The organism is Paenibacillus sp. CB74, from assembly GCF_055687625.1.
Window position 1 is genome coordinate 1,076,967 of record NZ_CM146009.1, and the last position, 18,395, is coordinate 1,095,361.

The window sequence follows — 18,395 nt, forward strand, 5'->3', positions numbered from 1 at the left end:
AATCATGAAATGCATTTCCGTGTACACTGACAATTTTGAGGCCTTCTCCGATATTTTTGAACAAATCGTTGAACAGGAAATGGCGGAGAATGAAGAAAAAGAAGTAGAAGGCATCACAGTAAGCCATTCTGGCGACGTGCCTGAACATTACCTGGAGCGTATGTCCGTTAAACCAGAAGTTGTGGTTATGAGAGACAAAGGCAGAGACATTACAATTCTTCAGCATGGACAAGTATTTGAAATCTTGCTTCCTTCCATGGAGAACGCAGTTTCCTAAGTAGTGATTACACAATTGGGTTCTGTTGTATTAAAGAGTTAGCAGTATGCTAAATACTGAGTATAGAACGTCTGACAGATAAAACCGACTTGTTCGGTTTTATTTTTTTATAGATTTATATGTTCACAGCGCACCTGAACAATTCGGTAATTGCAAGAATAGCAATCACTAAACACGTTCTGTCTTCTGTGAAAATACGTTGATCAACGTTTTTCTTATATTTGCATTTGTATATATAGGATAGTTCAGGTATATTCCATTCAATCGTTCAAATTCAAACTTGATAATGTTAAAATAAATGTTGTAAAAGAGATAGACATCGAAACGGATGTCAAATTAGAGGAGCCAGGGGGAAGGCCAGTCATGTCCAGAACAGATTACCCAAAAGAAATGGCCAAACCTCTGCTTCCGCTGCGTGAAGCGATGGAGCAGACAGGGGACCATACGGCTGTACAGGCTTTAACGGATTTAATCAGCAAGGCGGAAACGAAACATCTGACGATTGCGTTCTGTGGTCATTTCTCTGCAGGCAAATCGAGTCTCATCAACAGTTTGTGCGGTAAGCGGGTGCTGCCTTCAAGTCCCGTGCCAACAAGTGCGAATGTGGTATCCATACGTAATGGTAAGCCGAGAGCGCTGATTTATACTACGCCAAACGTAAGCGCTGACAATGGAGCAGGAACACTTGAAGTTTCTCCAGAGGAACTGGAGGCGTATTGCAAAAATGGGGGAGCGTACAGCTCCATTGAGGTATGGGATGATATTCCCTTGCTGAAAGATGATGCTGTTCTGCTGGATACACCCGGTGTGGACTCTACAGATCGTGGGCACAGTCTTGCGACCCATTCCGCGCTCCATCTGGCGGATGTGGTCTTCTATGTCATGGACTATAATCATGTCCAGTCCGAGACGAACCTTTCATTTGCCAAAAGTTTGTCGGATTGGGGCAAACCCTTGTTTTTGATCGTGAACCAGATCGACAAGCATCGGGAACGTGAGCTTTCTTTTGAACAATATACCGAAGGGGTCGAAGCTATATTTGCAGCCTGGGAAGTTAGATATGACGGACTGTTGTTTACTTCCCTCCGCGACAAGGAGCATCGCTATAACCAGTGGGATATGCTGCCGGAACTCATTGGACACATGATGCAAGAAAAGGAAGCGTTAATTACGCACAGTTTGGCAAGTTCGGCCAGTCATGTAACGGAGCAGCACCTGACGAGAGAAGCGGAGAAACGTGAGGATGAAGAACAATCTCTGCTGGATGAGATCGGTGGTAAGGAAGGAATTGAACGCTTGGAACGGGAGCTGGAGCTTCTCGATCAACAAGCAGAAGACATTCGTACCGGGCCTTCGCGAGTGCGTGAGAAATTCCGGGCAGAGCTTGAGCCTCTTCTGGCGAATGCAAATCTTACTCCTGCGGATATTCGCGCGTCGGCTGCTGCCTATTTGGAGAGCCGCAAACCGGGTTTCAGGGTAGGCTTATTGTTCTCAGGCGGCAAAACCGAGCAGGAGAAACAACGCCGTGCTTCTGAACTGGTGCGTTTATTACAGGATCAGGCTTCCGGACAAGTGGAAGTACATATTCGTACGATGCTTAGGCAGCTGGGTGAATCCCATCAGATATGGGGAGCGGAGTGGGAGCAGGCGCTCAATACGGAGCTTCCTGCTGTGGATGAAGCACTATTGGAGATGAAACGCAGTGCCAGTGCAGAGGTATCTCCCGAGTATGTGATTCAGTTCAGTAAAGATGTGCGGGGCGAGATTGAGGCCCGCTATCGCAGGTCGGCCATGATGCTGGCCGACCGCATGCTTGAAGCGCTGGGTGCGCGAGGCGAAGCCGCGCTCCAGGCGCTGGACGCCAGCCGCGCAGCGCTGCTGGCGCAATCCGCGGCGGCGGCGCGCTACACGGCGCTCCAGCGCAGCGCCGCCGCAGAGGCAGCAGGGCTGCGCAGCCTGCTGCCTGATGCGGGCCCCCTCCCCTCCGGGCTATTGCCGGAGGTGAAGGGCCCGCACGTGCCCGCGGTGCCTGGACCGGGCGAAGCTCCCGGTCCGCATGCGGGCACGTCAGCGTCTGTGGCTACGCAGCCACAGACGCCAGAGGCACCGCCAGCGCAGCGCGCAGTCGCGGCGGCGGTGCCAGGGCCAACGGCAGCGGCTGGCGCTGAACGCCGCCGACGCCTGGACGCAGCAGCTGCACGGCTTGAAGCCGCTGCTGCGCTGGTAGAGCCGTACCCCGCCATGGGGTCGGCGGTACGGGATCTGCGTGCACGCGCGGCTTCGCTTGCGGGCGGCACGTTCACACTCGCGCTGTTCGGAGCGTTCAGCGCCGGCAAATCCTCCTTCGCCAACGCGTTGCTGGGCGAAGCTGTACTACCCGTCTCGCCGCATCCAACAACAGCGGCGATTAACCGGATCATGGCTCCTGCCGGGGGCGCGGAGCATGGAACAGCCCGGGTCCGCATGAAGACCCGGGACGCCTTCCAGGAAGACCTCGCCTATTCCTTCCGTTTGCTTGGACTGGGTGAGCCTGGAACCGAGTGGCAGAAGCGAGTACGTTCCCTCTCGCCACAGGATGTGCATCCGGCGGGGCGCCCGCATTACAGCTTTTTGCAGGCGGCAGCAGCCGGCTGGGAAGAAACAGCGGACCAGTTGGGCCAGGATGTACTGGTGGATCTGGAGGGTTACCGTAATTTTGTCGCAAACGAGAAGAAGTCCTGTTTTGTAGACAGTATTGATCTGTACTACAGTTGCGATGTGACTGAACAAGGCATTGTATTGGTAGACACACCAGGAGCGGACTCCGTGAATGCTCGTCATACGGGTGTAACCTTCAATTATATGAAGAATGCGGATGCACTCATTTTTGTGACGTATTACAACCATGCTTTCTCACAAGGCGATCGGCAGTTCCTGAATCAGTTGGGACGTGTTAAGGATAGTTCTGCCATGGATCAGATGTTCTTTGTTGTGAATGCTAGTGACTTGTCTTCCTCCGAGGAAGAACTGGAGCAGGTTCTCGATCATGTGAGCACCCAATTGCGCAGTAATGGAATTCGGGCACCACGACTCTTCCCCGTATCCAGTATATTGGCGATGGAAGGCAAGATGGCAGGTGATTCAAAGCTGCTTGAGCAATCCGGATTTATTCGTTTTGAGGAAGAGTTCAACCAGTTTGCAGGCAGAGAATTAGCCGATCTTGCCGTAGGCGGAGCTTCCGAAGAGATGGCACGTGTCATTCAGCGGCTGAAGAAACGCGCGGAGGATGCGGCTCAGGGAGAGGAAGCTTTGCAGCAGCGGCGGAATGAACTGGAGACGATCCAGGGACAATCACGCCAGCGCATCCAGCAACTTGCAGCACGATCCATGAAGGAAGAACTGTCACAGGAAACAGCAGAACTGCTCTTCCATGTGAGGCAGCGACTTGCCTATCGCCTTGGCCTATTCATGGCAGAAGCATTCCATCCATCCGTACTTCGGGAGGATCGGGGCAATCTGAAGACGGCTTTTGCGGCCTGTGGACGTGAACTGTTGCGCATGATTGCGATAGAACTTGAGCAGGAACTGCTTGCGACCACCCTCAGACTTGAACAGACAGGTCAGACTTGGCTGACAAAACAAGTTACAGATTGTATAGATGACGTCAGACAGTTATCAGGTGGGGTGGATGTGTCACTGCCACTGACCGAACGCTGGAGTACACCTGTGCTTGAAGAAGTCCGTCTGGAAGAACCGTCTGGATGGAAAAGCTATTTGAATTATTTCCGCAATCCGAAACAGTTCTTCGAAGGGGATGGGCGTCAGCGGTTACAAGAGGCGCTTGATCCGGTCCTCAAACAGATGATCATTGAAGTTCTTCCTGCTGCGCAAGACAAACTGATTCAGTTTTATGACAACCAGCTCAGTCAGTCATTGCAACACCAATCCCGTCAGTTGGAAGAACGTCTGGACGAGGCAGTGAGCGGAATTCAAGATACACTGGAGAGCGGAATTCCGGCGGAGCAATGGACCAGCTTGTCCAACCAACTGGAACAGATTGAACACCGTTAGAATCGCGGCATAACGCGTATTCTCTGGAAGTCTTTGTAAAACAAAATGAATGATACAGCAACACATTGAAAATGTTGCGAAAATCAACCTAAAAAGGCCCCTGCCGAAAAGGCATATAGGGAGCCTTTTTTTGGTACGAACAACCTGAAATAAAGAGAATATTCAAACATTTGATTGAAAGGTGGGTATTTACCTTCATTAATGCGTCAATAAGCTGAAAGCAGGCAGAATATGGTCTGTTATTCGCTTTGCCGCGAATGGGGTACGGTGATAAACTTCATAAATGTTCATAGTATTTTTGAACGACATAAGAGGAGGAGAAACATGGATGTTCTTAGGCAACTGCAAATCTTTTTTTGGGAAAAGCGAACGTATTTATTTGTATCAATCTTGTTCCTCGCCTTAGCGACCGCACTTGGGTTGGTGTATCCGTACATGCTGAGGATACTGATTGATGATGTTATTGTTCCGCGCACTTTTGAAGACGTTCCCATAATTGCCTTAACTGTGTTAGGTGTAGTGATTTTAAAAGCAGGAATGCAGTTTTTACATGGCTTTTTTGGAGGACGCTTGGGTAACTTCCTGGCGTACAGACTTCGTAACGCATGTTATGAAAAGCTTCAATTTTTATCCTTCCGTTATTATGATACGGCCAAGACAGGTGATCTGATGTCCCGCCTCACGGGAGATTTGGAAGCCATCCGTAACTTTATCGGATTTGGTTTCGCCCAGATTCTCAACATGGTATTGATGGTCGTATTCGGCGCAATCATGATGATGACCATGAGTTGGCAGCTTACACTGTTCACGCTCATATGCATCCCATTACTTGCCTTCGTTGCGCTGAGATTCGAATCCAAAATTCACCCTGCGTTTCAGGAGATGCGGCTGGCGCTCAGTTCACTGACGACAGCGGTACAGGAGAATATTACTGGCGTGCGTACGGTAAAATCCTTTGCACGTGAGCCTTATGAAGTGGAGAAGTTCTCCACACGCAATGAGCGTTACAAGACGAATCAGATTCATGCCGCAACATTGTGGAGTCACTATTTTCCGATCATGGAGATTCTTGCTTCGGTGAGCATCGTGCTGTTGCTGGTAATCGGTGGAAGAATGGTTATACAGAATACGCTGACACTTGGTGAACTCGTTGCCTTTTTCAGTTTGATCTGGTACATAATCGGTCCAATGTGGAATCTGGGGTTCCATATCAACAACTATACGCAATCGAAAGCTTCAGGTGAACGGGTGCTCGAACTGCTTAATACGCCAGTGGATGTGGAAGAAACGCAAGATCCGGTCATTGTGGAAGCAGACCAAGTGAATGGTCATGTGACATTTGATTCCGTTACCTTTGCCTACGGCAACAAAATGCCAGCGGTAACCGATATTAATTTTGATGCTGCACCCGGTTCTGTAATCGGTTTCCTCGGGGGCACAGGGTCAGGTAAATCGACGATCATTCAGCTTCTGATGCGTGCATATAACGTCAACTCGGGTACGATTAAGCTGGATGGCAAAAACATCAAAGATATAGGCATTCGCAGTTTGCGGAGTCAGATCGCTTCTGTTTTCCAGGAGACATTCCTGTTCTCATCCAGCATTCGCAATAATATTTCCTACGGACTCAAGAATGTCACCATGGATGAGATTATCCGTGCAGCCAAGCTGGCCAAGGCTCATGACTTCATTATGGAGTTCCCGGACGGATATGACACGGTGGTTGGTGAACGCGGCATGGGATTATCGGGTGGACAGAAACAGCGGATTGCGATCGCAAGGGCTTTGCTGAAAAATCCGAAAATTCTGGTACTTGATGACGCAACAAGCGCCGTGGACATGGAGACGGAACATGAGATTCAATCTGGTTTCCAGGAAGTTATGCGCGGTAGAACTACATTTATTATTGCACACCGGATATCTTCACTAAGACATGCAGATGAGATTCTGGTGCTGGATGAAGGTCGCGTGGTACAACGTGGCAAACATACCGAACTTATTGAAGTACCTGGACCATACCAGGATGTTTATAAAATTCAATACGCAGATTATATTGCCCGCGGTAAGCGGGAGGCTGGGGAGCAGGTGAATTCATGAGTGCCGAGACGATAGCAGACAGGCGCGAGGCCAAAGGGGCCTCCGAGAAGAAACTGAATGAACGATTTGTGTATCAGGATGATGAAATTATTGAAAAACCGTTTAACTGGAAAGAATTTGGACGTTTATTTGCATACATGAAACCTTATGCGAAACAACTGTTGCCACTCGTTATTCTAATGATGATTCTGGGTACCATTACGAAATTATCCGTACCTTTTCTGATCAGTCTGGCGATTGACCGGGCCATCGCACCGGCCACAGGGCTGCCAAGTATGACGATGCTTTATCTGATCGCAGGCTCCATATTCGTGTTGTATCTCATTCAGTGGGCTGCCAATACGTACCGGATCAAATTGACGAACATTATTGGACAGCGCGTTATCTACGATCTTCGCTCGGATCTGTTCAAGCATATCCAGAAGCTGTCCTTTAACTTTTTTGACAAAAGACCGGCAGGTTCCGTACTGGTGCGTGTGACGAATGATATTAACTCCCTGCAGGATCTGTTCACGAACGGTGCAGTTAACGTCATGATCGACTGCGTGCAGCTGCTCGGCATCATTGTGATCTTGCTGTTGATTAACTGGAAACTGGGTCTTGCCGTAATCATTACGGTGCCGATCATGTTTATCATCTCGACCAAACTGCGGGTGCTGATCCGTCGTGCCTGGCAGGATGTTCGCATGAAGAATTCCCGGATTAACTCTCACTTGAATGAATCCATTCAAGGGATTCGAGTGACTCAGGCGTATACACAGGAAAAAGAGAACATGAAGTATTTTGACAACATGAATCTGTCCAGCAAAAAGTCATGGGATAAAGCATCAGCGATGAACCAGGGCTTCGGACCACTGATCGAGATTACCGGCGGATTCGGGACATTAATCCTTTTCTGGTTTGGTGCCTATCTGATTCAGGATGGTCAGTTAACCGTAGGGTTACTTGTCGCTTTTGCCAACTATGTCGGCAACTTCTGGGACCCAATCAACCGTCTGGGACAGATGTACAATCAGCTATTGGTTGCGATGGCATCATCGGAGCGTATCTTCGAATTCATGGATGAAAAACCAAGTATTGCGGATAAACCAGGTGCCAAGCCACTTCCTTCTATTAAAGGAGATATCGCATTCGAAAACGTGGTGTTCGAATACGAGAAGGGCAGACAGGCGCTGAAAGGAATCAGCTTCTCGGCGGCTGCGGGACAATCAATTGCACTCGTTGGTCATACCGGTTCAGGTAAAAGTACGATCATCAACCTGATCAGTCGTTTCTATGATATATCCGGTGGACGTCTCACCATTGACGGACAGGATGTGCGGGATGTAACGGTAGAGAGTTTACGCAGCCAGATCAGTATTGTCTTGCAGGATACCTTCATCTTCTCGGGTACGATTCGTGACAATATTCGATTTGGACGATTGGATGCAACGAATGAAGAAGTGGAAGAGGCCGCCAAAGCAGTCAATGCGCATGAGTTCATTATGAAGCTGCCTGGCGGATATGATACCGAAGTGGAAGAACGAGGAAACGTATTATCCATGGGACAACGGCAATTGTTATCCTTTGCCCGTGCGCTGCTTGCCGATCCTCGCATATTGATTCTGGATGAAGCTACTGCCAGCATTGATACCGAGACAGAGCTTAAAATCCAGGAAGCACTGAAGGTATTGTTGCAGGGAAGAACGTCCTTTATGGTCGCTCACCGTCTCTCCACCATCCGGAATGCAGATAACATTATTGTCCTGGATCATGGTGAAATTAAAGAAGAGGGCAACCATGAGCAGCTTATCCAAAAACAAGGCGTATATAATGGATTAATAGAAGCTCAATACAGATTTTTGTAATAAGACCTTCGGACGGCTTTTAAAGTTAAAGTGTCTGAGCGCATATGAACGTATAATACTCTGGCGTTCTTTAGCCTGATCCTCAATAATAAGTGCATTTTATTTATTGAAGACAGGTTAGAGGATAGCCGGAGTGTTTTTTTTATCTTTAGTTCGTGTGGTATGTTATGTTTTAAAGAATGAAATCAGCATAATCGTTTAAGTCTGGAGGGAGATCAATGCAGATGGACAACAACGAAATAGATTCAAAACATTTTGATCACCTGGATCATATGAATTTTAGGCTCATTCACGTGAATTATACGACTGGTCCTGCGAAGGAGTGGCTTCTGAGGAAACACTTTATTGAAACTTACATGTTATTATTTGTAGCGAGTGGCCAAGGTTGGTTAAAGATAGATGGGACTTTCATCGAATTGAAAGCAGGCGGACTGTACATAGGTTTTCCAGGGCAGTTGATTGAGGCAAATGTGCATTCGTTGGATGAACGAGGCGTATATCACATGAGTTTTGATGTCATGTACGCACTGGAGCAGGAGGGTGGAACAGCCCTTGATATGATGAAGCAACTTTTACGTAATGAAGTGAATGGCGAGGTCAGCTCATCTTCTCCCATTGCCGTTGGTGTGATCTGTCAGATGATTTACCACCACACAATGAAGAAGGATGGCTTGCAAAGGTACTATGGTCAGATTCGTTTTCAGGAACTGTTGTATACCCTGTTTTACGACGTGGCCTGTGCAGAAAAGACGGATATGGCTTCACCGATCGAACATGTTAAAGCCTACATGGAGCAGAATTATTCCAAGAGATTAACTATTGAGGAATTAGCAAATGTGGCACGAATGAGCCCTCGACACTTCATGCGTTTATTCAAGAAAAGGTATGGCTACAGTCCAGTCGACTATTTAACGCTATATCGAATGAAACAAGCCCAGATCTTAATGAGAAATGATCACAGTTATCGACTCAAGGATGTGGCATCGTACATGGGGTACCAGGATGAGACGTATTTCCGGCGTAAATTCAAGCAAATCTCCGGGGTTCCACCGGCAGCGTTTATACGTAATAGCAAACAAAAAATTGCAGCGGTTCATTCCCTGAGCATTGGTATACTGCTTGCATTGCAGATCATTCCATGTGCCGCGCCGGCAAGTCATCCATGGACATATTATTATAGACGTAAATATGAAACGGACAAAGTTATGCCACTTGCTGAGAGTGAGACCACCTGGCTAGAACAGCTTCGATTAGTTAAGCCTGACTATATTATTACGATTGGGACGGAGTCTGAGGTTTTGCAAAGTCAGCTTCAATCCATTGCTCCTGTGTGTGACCTCCCGTGGGAAAAAGGGGATTGGAGAGAGCATTTGAGAGTTGTTGCAAGTTTTTTGGACAGGTCTGATATTGCAGAGGTATGGCTTCAAAGATATGAAGAGAAAGTAACGGTCATAAAGAATCAGCTTGCGGATTCCATACGAAAAGACAAGCTAGTTGTACTCAAATTTTATGGCGAAGAGTTGCGAGTGTTAGGCCCAAGGAGCATTGCTTCCGTTTTTTACATTGATATGCAAATGGATGGTCCCGAAGGAATTGAAACTTATTGGGAACGGGGAACAGTGAGCATTAAGGAGTTGTCTGTTCTTAACATTGAAAGAATATTACTGATTGTGGGTGATGATGAGACATCCAGGCTGACATGGTCTGTTGTGCGTAAGTCTGAAGAGTGGCTTGAGCTGTTAGCGATACAGAATGGCGTAATAGATGTCCTTTTGTCGAGCGTCCTGCTGGACTACACGGCGTTTACCCATGAGCTTATGTTGGATGAAATATTAAAGTTATGGCAAGATCGTCCATGGCAAAAAGTCTGAATAGTCAATATCATGCCTGAACATATTTGATTATACTACTCCTATATCGTAGTGATAATGATAATTATTATTGATTAGACATTGTCATATATTAATGACCTATAGGGGGTACATACAGAATGAGATTCAGATGGTTAACCGTCATATGTGCAATGATGTTGATGCTCGTTATTTCGGCTTGCGGGGCAGCAGGTAAAGAAGCGTCCACGAGTGAAGGACAAGAAGCGGGTACCACCAATTCTTCAGCGACAGAAGCAAGTCAGGTGAAGAAAGTGGACACGGAAATGGGAGAGATTGAAATCCCGATAAACCCACAAAAAATAGTGGGTCTGTCTGTGGTATATCCAGAATTTTTATATTCACTTGGGATTGTACCCATTGCTGTTCAGAACTATCATGAGGAGTTTCCTTCTTACTTACAGGAACCGTTCACAAACACGATGAAAATGGGAATCGGAAGAACACCTAATTTTGAAGCCCTCATGGAGGCAGCTCCGGATTTAATTATCGCTCCTGACTGGTGGTCCAAAAAGGACTATGATCAGCTTACGCTGATTGCACCTACCGTACTTTTACCACAGCGTGATGATTGGCGTGATGAACTGCGGGATATGGCCAAAATTCTGGATAAAGAAGAGCAGGCAGAAAAGGTTATTCAGGATTTGGTCGCTAAGGAGAAGGTAGCTGCTGACAAATTGCATAAGCTGATCGGTGAAGAGACTGTTCTCTACATTAGAGTGATGGAAAAAGAAATTGTACTGCATGGAGAGAATCTTGACCGAGGAAACTTTGTCCACAAACGATTGGGAATGAAACCACTTCCTAATTTCCCGAAAGATCAAACGGCCATGTCCGTATCCTTGGAAGTACTGCCTGAATACGACGCAGATCATCTGATCGTTCAGCTGGATGATGATACTAATCCGGAAATTAAAAAGAAATTTGAAGATATGTTATCGTCATCGTTATGGAAAAATCTGAAAGCAGTCAAGCAGAACCATGTTTACATGGTGGGTGGCAAGGAATGGTTCAACCTGGGAATGTCCCCGCTTGCCGACGAATATGTCATTGATGATATTGTAACTGCTTTTGAAGAAAAAAATAAATAAGGCAAACCGTACGTTACCAGAATCTCTCTAATTCATAATTAAATTAACAGGGTGTGTTCAAGATGAATGAAGAAGATATTTACGATGTAACCATCATTGGAGGCGGACCTGCCGGCATGTATGCGGCTTTTTATGCAGGGATGCGTGATATGAAAGTAAAGATCATTGAAGGTAAAGACCAGCTTGGTGGTTTTCTGCACACCTATTCGGAAAAAACAATTTGGGATGTAGGCGGTCTGCCGCCTATGAAATGTTCGAAGTTGATCGAGTGGCTTGTTCAGCAGGCCAATACGTTTAACCCGACGGTAGTATTGAATTGTAAAGTGGAAAGGTTCACTCGAATGGATAACGGAATATGGAGGATGTATACCACTGGAGGAGAGATACATTATACTCGTACGATCATTGTTGCAGTAGGCCGTGGTATCGCAGAGATTCAGAAGCTGGAGCTTCAGGAGCCGATTGAATATGAGCAAGAGAATCTTCATTACACCGTGCAAAATCCAGAACATTTTTCCGGGAAGCGTGTACTCATTTCGGGTGGAGGCAACAGTGCAGTAGACTGGGCAATTGAACTTGCTCAACTTGCTCGCAGTGTAGTTGTAATTCACCGGAATAATGAGTTCCGTGCAATGGAACGAAATGTCAGTAAGATGAACAATATAACGGATGTGAGAACACCATACAGCATCACGCAGCTTCATAATAATGGTAAGCGAATCCAGCAGGTTGTGATTACGCAGATGGAAAGTCAGGCCAATGTCGTGTTGGAAGTGGATGAAGTCGTTGTTAGTCACGGATATAAAAGCAATCTAAGTGATCTGGCCAGTTGTGGGCTGAAGATGGACGATGGAATGGTTCGAATGAGCCACGATGCACAGACGAGTCTTCCAGGTGTTTTTGCAGCAGGGGACTGTTCGACCCACGAGAGCAAAGTCAGACTCATTGCCGGAGCCTTTAATGATGCGATTGTTGCAGTCAATAGTGCGAAGCAATACATGACTCCAGACGCACCCAAGATGGCTTACGTTTCCTCACATAATGAAATTTTCAGAGAAAAAAATCGACAAATCCCAAGATTTTAAATTTGGGATTTTTTTGTGCACCCCGATTCTCTGAAATATTAAAATCTTCCCTTTTAACTTTTCCTTAATTCTGGGAGGAATGGAAAGAGTATTGAATCTGTGAGCGGTAATTGTAAAATTTGATCGAAAAAACACAAAAAATCTTGTAAAATTCACAAGAAAAATAGGGAGCACTCTTGCAATCTTTAACCAAAACCCCGAAAATAGAGAGACAGATATATAGAAGATTTCTCTTTGGGAGGATTGGAAAGAACATGTGGGGTGCTCCTTTTACGGCTCAAGCCAAAAAAATGCTGCTATTAGGCAGTGGAGAATTGGGAAAAGAGGTCGTTATTGAGGCCCAACGACTGGGAGTAGAGACGATCGCAGTTGATCGTTATGAGAACGCACCTGCAATGCAGGTCGCGCACCGGTCTTATTGCATCGACATGCTGGATGCCGAAGCTTTGAAACAATTGATCCGTAAAGAAAAACCTCATTACATCGTACCTGAGATTGAAGCTATTGCAACAGAAGCTTTACTGGAGCTTGAGGAAGAGGGATTTTGTGTAGTACCTACTGCCCGTGCTGCACGTCTAACGATGGATCGCGAAGGCATCCGTCGTCTTGCAGCCGAACAATTGAAACTTCCGACAGCTGATTACCTTTTTGCGGACAACCTGGAACAACTTCAGGAAGCCGTACGTGAGCTTGGCACACCTTGTGTCATTAAACCATTGATGAGTTCTTCCGGCAAAGGGCAGAGTGTATGCCGTACACCGGGGGATGTGGAGGATTGCTGGAACATTGCTCTTTCGGGAGCTCGTGGCAAATCCGTTCGTGTCATCGTGGAGAGCTTTGTGCAATTTGATAGTGAGATTACATTACTTACCGTCAGGTCTGTATCAGGCACCGTATTTTGTCCTCCGATTGGCCATATTCAAAAGGATGGGGATTATGTCGAATCGTGGCAGCCTCATGCAATGACGCCTGAGCAATGGAAACAGGCTTGTCATATTGCCAAATCCGTTACGGATGAACTTGGCGGCTATGGACTGTTTGGAGTGGAATTGTTCCTAACATCGGATGGTGTTGTGTTCAGCGAGGTATCTCCTCGTCCGCACGACACAGGTATGGTTACAATGGTGACGCAAGACAGTTCCGAGTTTGCGCTGCATGTACGTGCAATTCTTGGTTTTCCGGTCACAGGTGTACATCTGTTGACACCGGGAGCTTCAGCAACGCTGAAAGCTAATGATGAAACATCTGACTTTACTGTAGGCGGGATTGAAGAAGCACTGGCTCTTCCTCGTACTCAGATTCGTGTATTTGGCAAACCTGAGACGAAGGTAGGACGCCGAATGGCTGTAGCGCTAAGTGCTGGCCAAGATGTGGAAGAAGCTCGTAAAACAGCGGTGCAAGCCGCTAATATGCTGAAAGTGGAGGTAAATCATGTCCAATAATGTTGAGGCCCCTGTACTGATGATCCGAGAGTGTGAACTGCGAGATGCTGAAGCGGTAACAGGATTGATGCGAGAGGTCAGCTATCCGACAACAGCTAATGTCATGAAAGAACGCATTGAATGTTTGGAAACCAATCCAAACGCATGCATGCTTGTTGCCGAAGTGGATGAACAAATTATTGGTGTGATTGGCTTGCAATGTGTGCAAAGTCATGCCTATCCAGAACCTGCCGCACAAATTACTTCCCTGATTGTAGGTCAAGAACATCGTGGTGGTGGTATTGGCCGTCGTCTGATGGCTCGAGCCGAAGATTGGGGCAGACAGCAAGGTGGTAAACAACTGTTTGTCACAGGTGCGAACCGTGAAGTGACTTCAACAACGTACTCTTTTTATGAGCACATTGGTTTCCAGAAGAGAGGCTATCGGTTCAGTAAGGTTCTTCTATAGTATAAAAAGGTCTTTCCTACAACATTAAATTCTCATGATATCCTGATCTGCATGTTCTGGTGTAGTGACTGATAAATAAATGGTGAAGCGACATTCGACTAGCTTTGTTAGTCTGAATGTCTTTTTTTTATGGCTAAAAAATGACAAAAAAGTTACTTTTCCATATTTTATAGGTTCACAATCTCTTGTTGAATTGATATACTGCTAGAGTATTAATTACAAAGTTGTAATAACTAATTTTAAGGAGATGAATGAATTTGAAAAAGAAATGGATGAAAACTGTCGTAACGAGTAGTCTGACAGCCGTACTGGCCGTAGGGGTAATGCTCCCTGCTTCCGCGTCTGCTGCAGATTCAACATATAAGACTACCACAACGTATAAAATTACAAGTACAGACAGCCTGAAAGCATATATCGAACAGTGGCTCAAACAAAACGGATACACTGTATCCGAGGGACAAATTGTAGAGAAGCCTGCTACGCAGCCTGATCAAACGACCAAACCTGCTGAGCCGACTACAAAGCCAACTCAGCCGACAACTAAGCCTGAGCAACCGGCTAAACCAGCACAACCAACACAAGAAGAAAAACCGGCAACCACGCCAGCTAAAGATTCTTCAAACACAGGTAATACCGGTAACAATACAAGTAATAATGACAGCGAAAGCACACAATCCGACTTTGCTACGCAAGTTGTAAAGCTTGTGAACGCTGAGCGTGCCAAAGCAGGTCTGAGCGCACTGACTTCAGATGCTCTTCTGGACAAAGTAGCTGTAGCCAAAGTAAAAGATATGAGCAACAATAACTATTTTGATCACCAGTCACCGACGTATGGTTCTCCGTTTGATATGATGAAACAATTCGGAGTAACTTACAGCTATGCAGGTGAAAACATTGCCAAAGGACAAAAAACACCTCAGGAAGTTGTAACAGCCTGGATGAATAGTGCAGGACACCGTGCCAATATTCTGAGCAAAAACTTTACACATATCGGTGTAGGGTTCTACAACGGATACTGGGCTCAAGAGTTTATCGGTAAATAAGTAATTATAATGAAGTAAATAAAAATTTGTATATCAAAAGGTTATGCCAGCACAGTTGAAATCTGTGTATGGCATAACCTTTTTTCCGTTAAATGACATATAGAAAATGAATTCTGCGAATGTAGCGGCAAAATTTGCAAATTAACGACAGAACATTTATGTTATTTAGGAATAGCATCATCAAGGCGTGTCTTGAAAACTCCGAAGCAAGCGGATTTTCAGACACGCCTTGATGTAAAGTCATTATAAATTATTAAGCACCCAGACTGGTGTACATGAGCGGAGATGTGATGATGAAAAAGAAAAAAAGCCTTGATTCAGCACCATGGATCTGGAGAACCGTCAGTACAGTATCCATCTTGGCAACCTTGCTGTTGTTATTTGGATTTGGATACGCTATAAAAGACGTGATTTTCCCCGAGGGAGATTCAGCGTTAACTACAGGCCAGGAGGCAACTGCTCCATCTAGGGATAAGGAAGGTGAACCGGCCGTAGTGGAAGATGGCAAGATTCGGATGGCCGTCATCGGTGATTCCTTGGCAAGAGGTACGGGGGATGATGAGGGACTTGGTTTTGTGAGACGTGCAGGGAACTTGCTTAAAGATAAAGGATATGTTGTTCAGGTTCTAAATAATCTGGGTGTAAACGGGTTGAGAACGGATGCTTTATTGGAAAAACTCGATGAGCAAGGCGTGCGTTACGTCCTACAGCAGTCCAATTTTATTTTGCTATCCATTGGCGCGAATGATCTGTTCCAGGGAGGGCAAGTTCTACAGGGGGAAGATCCGCCAACAGCAGAGCAGCTGGCAGCGGCTTTACCGGAAACGTCAAAACGCCTTCAAGAGATTTTGAAGAAAGTCAAAGAAATCAATCCCGATGCACAGATTGCGTACATAGGGTTGTACAATCCATTTGGTGATGTGAAAGAATTGGAGAAGCCAGGGAATGCGGTTGTTGCCGCTTGGAACGATGCTGCACTGGCTATTTTAAACAATGAGGATAAGATGACACTTGTCCCTACATTCGATTTATTTGAAAATCATCTGGGGGAGTATCTCTCGTCAGATCATTTTCATCCAAACGGCCAAGGTTATGAGCAAATTGCAATTCGGATTGCACAGGAATTCCAGGCGGATACACCGGCAGAAGGGAGCGGAAAATAAATGGCAGAGCAGCAGTATGATTCCGTCCTGTCTGTACAGCATCTGAAGAAGCGGATCGGGCGCAAGTGGATCATTAAAGACGTTACATTTGACGTGAAACCCGGTGAAATCTTTGGATTTCTCGGTCCTAACGGTGCGGGAAAAACAACAACGATACGGATGCTGGTGGATCTGATCAAACCGACAGAAGGGAAAATTAAAGTCTGTGGTTATGATGTGAATCGGGACCCTGAGCGTGCTTTGAAGTATGTAGGCTCCATTGTTGAAAATCCTGAGGTATACACCTATCTGACCGGATGGGAGAACCTGGAACATTTTGCCCGCATGCAACCGGGAGTGGACAATGATCGTATCCAGGAAGTTGTGGATATTGTACGATTGGATCAGCGTATTCACGATAAAGTCAGAACCTACTCCCTGGGTATGCGTCAGCGGCTCGGTATTGCACAAGCGCTACTAGGGCGGCCTCGTCTGCTCATTCTGGATGAACCGACGAATGGTCTTGATCCAAAAGGAATTAAGGAACTTCGTGTCTTTATTAAACAACTTGCGAGTGAAGGCATGGCTGTATTTGTCAGCAGTCACTTGTTAAGTGAGATCCAACTGCTCTGTGACAGAGTAGCAATTATTAGTGCGGGTCGTGTGCTTGCTGTTGGAGGCGTAAGCGAACTGATTGAAGATCATTCCAAGTTGGCGATATGGCATGTATCCCCACTGGAGCAAGGCAAAAAAATGTTATTGGATGCAGGCATTGCTCTGGTAAGTCGACCTGCGGATGTGATGGATGATACCATTGTTGCGGGCCTTGGTCCCAACGCTGTGGTTGCCGAGATGCATGAAGATCGAATTCCTGATATGGTACAGCAGATGGTTCAATCTGGTGTACAGGTTGAAGGGGTACAGCGGATTCAGCCTACGCTTGAACAACTATTCTTAAAAATGACAGAAGGTGAATCCATTGAGTAATATCATGCCGCTGATCCGGAATGAAACGATTAAGATGGTGAAGAAAAAACGGCTTTATATTATATTTATTGTACTTGCGATCCTGGTACCGATGTTTACGTATGCCCAGATGAAATCTGCGGAGAATAATCGTGACAAATTCGGAGGCGATTGGCGGCTTGAACTGCAACAGGCCATTACAGACAATCAAAACTCGCTCGGTAGCGATCGCGTGCCAGAAGAGTACAAGAAATATAGAACCGTGTATATCCAGCAGATGCAGTATTATCTTGAAAATGACATCAATCCCAAAGAACCGGGTGGTGTTACCTTTACACGGGAGTTCATGAACAATGCAGTTGGATTGTTTATTCCACTGTTAATCATGGCCATTGCTTCAGATCTTGTTTCAGGTGAACGTACCACAGGTACGATTAAAATGCTTTTAACGCGTCCGGTTAGGCGCTGGAAAGTGCTTCTGAGCAAATTAATTACGCTGATTATGTTTGTTTCGATCATCGTGGTATCAGCCTACATTATATGTTATGTCATATCGGGTGCGGTCTTTGGCTACAAAGGCTTCAACATGCCAATCTTCACAGGATTCAAAGTTGTGGGAACAGATGTTGATATGTCGGCAGTGCATGCTGTAGACCAGTGGTTGTATATGCTTATGCAGGCTGGACTGATCTGGTTTGTGAGTGTAATCGTGGCTATGCTTGCATTTATGGTATCCGTACTTGTACGGAGTACAGCTGCAAGTATCGTGATTATGATGGCTGCTCTGATTGCAGGAACAATCTTGACCAGTATGGCTGCATCCTGGCAGACAGCGAAATATCTGTTCATGGTTAACCTCGAACTTCCTGATTATTTGTCAGGTGGATTACCACCAATCGAGGGTATGAATTTAGGTTTTTCTCTTATTGTGCTTAGTGTTTGGGGCGTTGCTTCACTCATTGTGTCATTCCTTGTCTTTACGAAACGGGATATCTTGAATTAAAATGGACAAGGATAA

General features: G+C 46.1%; 13 protein-coding genes. All 13 read left to right on the top strand.

What is annotated here, in order from left to right:
- Positions 1-4 precede the first annotated feature (4 nt).
- The 13 genes from ACX9NY_RS04990 (at position 5) to ACX9NY_RS05050 (ending at position 18,380) form a co-directional block, all read left to right on the top strand.
- Positions 5-277: a hypothetical protein gene (locus ACX9NY_RS04990; protein WP_017687779.1), complete on the top strand. Its 273-nt coding sequence runs from the start codon at positions 5-7 to the stop codon at positions 275-277.
- Between the two features lie 363 nt (positions 278-640).
- Positions 641-4,327, top strand: a complete 3,687-nt coding sequence (locus ACX9NY_RS04995; RefSeq protein ID WP_472477339.1) for a dynamin family protein — start codon at positions 641-643, stop codon at positions 4,325-4,327.
- 324 nt (positions 4,328-4,651) lie between these two features.
- Complete coding sequence (locus ACX9NY_RS05000; protein WP_339235070.1) at positions 4,652-6,424, top strand: ABC transporter ATP-binding protein; 1,773 nt, start codon at positions 4,652-4,654, stop codon at positions 6,422-6,424.
- Entirely contained in the window at positions 6,421-8,271 is a 1,851-nt protein-coding gene (locus tag ACX9NY_RS05005; protein ID WP_339235068.1) for an ABC transporter ATP-binding protein, read from the top strand. The genes ACX9NY_RS05000 and ACX9NY_RS05005 overlap by 4 nt, the downstream gene beginning before the upstream one ends.
- Positions 8,272-8,495: 224 nt before the next feature.
- On the top strand, positions 8,496-10,142 hold the full coding sequence (locus ACX9NY_RS05010) for a helix-turn-helix domain-containing protein (protein ID WP_472477342.1): 1,647 nt from the start codon (positions 8,496-8,498) through the stop codon (positions 10,140-10,142).
- A 119-nt stretch (positions 10,143-10,261) separates the two neighbouring features.
- Positions 10,262-11,251 carry an ABC transporter substrate-binding protein gene (locus ACX9NY_RS05015; protein WP_472477344.1) on the top strand — a complete coding sequence of 330 codons (990 nt, stop codon included), beginning with the start codon at positions 10,262-10,264 and terminating at the stop codon, positions 11,249-11,251.
- Positions 11,252-11,313: 62 nt separating this feature from the next.
- Positions 11,314-12,336, top strand: coding sequence for an NAD(P)/FAD-dependent oxidoreductase (locus ACX9NY_RS05020; protein WP_472477346.1), 1,023 nt, complete (start codon positions 11,314-11,316; stop codon positions 12,334-12,336).
- 254 nt (positions 12,337-12,590) lie between these two features.
- Entirely contained in the window at positions 12,591-13,778 is a 1,188-nt protein-coding gene (gene purT, locus ACX9NY_RS05025; RefSeq protein ID WP_339235059.1) for a formate-dependent phosphoribosylglycinamide formyltransferase, read from the top strand.
- Positions 13,768-14,226 carry a GNAT family N-acetyltransferase gene (locus ACX9NY_RS05030; protein ID WP_253438357.1) on the top strand — a complete coding sequence of 153 codons (459 nt, stop codon included), beginning with the start codon at positions 13,768-13,770 and terminating at the stop codon, positions 14,224-14,226. The genes purT and ACX9NY_RS05030 overlap by 11 nt, the downstream gene beginning before the upstream one ends.
- A gap of 257 nt (positions 14,227-14,483) precedes the next feature.
- Positions 14,484-15,269, top strand: coding sequence for a CAP domain-containing protein (locus tag ACX9NY_RS05035; protein WP_472477349.1), 786 nt, complete (start codon positions 14,484-14,486; stop codon positions 15,267-15,269).
- 290 nt (positions 15,270-15,559) lie between these two features.
- A complete protein-coding gene (locus ACX9NY_RS05040; protein WP_472477351.1) occupies positions 15,560-16,432 on the top strand; it encodes a GDSL-type esterase/lipase family protein in 873 nt (290 codons plus the stop codon).
- Entirely contained in the window at positions 16,433-17,398 is a 966-nt protein-coding gene (locus ACX9NY_RS05045; protein WP_472477353.1) for an ABC transporter ATP-binding protein, read from the top strand.
- Positions 17,391-18,380: an ABC transporter permease gene (locus ACX9NY_RS05050; protein WP_253438348.1), complete on the top strand. Its 990-nt coding sequence runs from the start codon at positions 17,391-17,393 to the stop codon at positions 18,378-18,380. Before ACX9NY_RS05045 ends, ACX9NY_RS05050 begins: the two co-directional genes overlap by 8 nt.
- Positions 18,381-18,395: the final 15 nt, after the last annotated feature.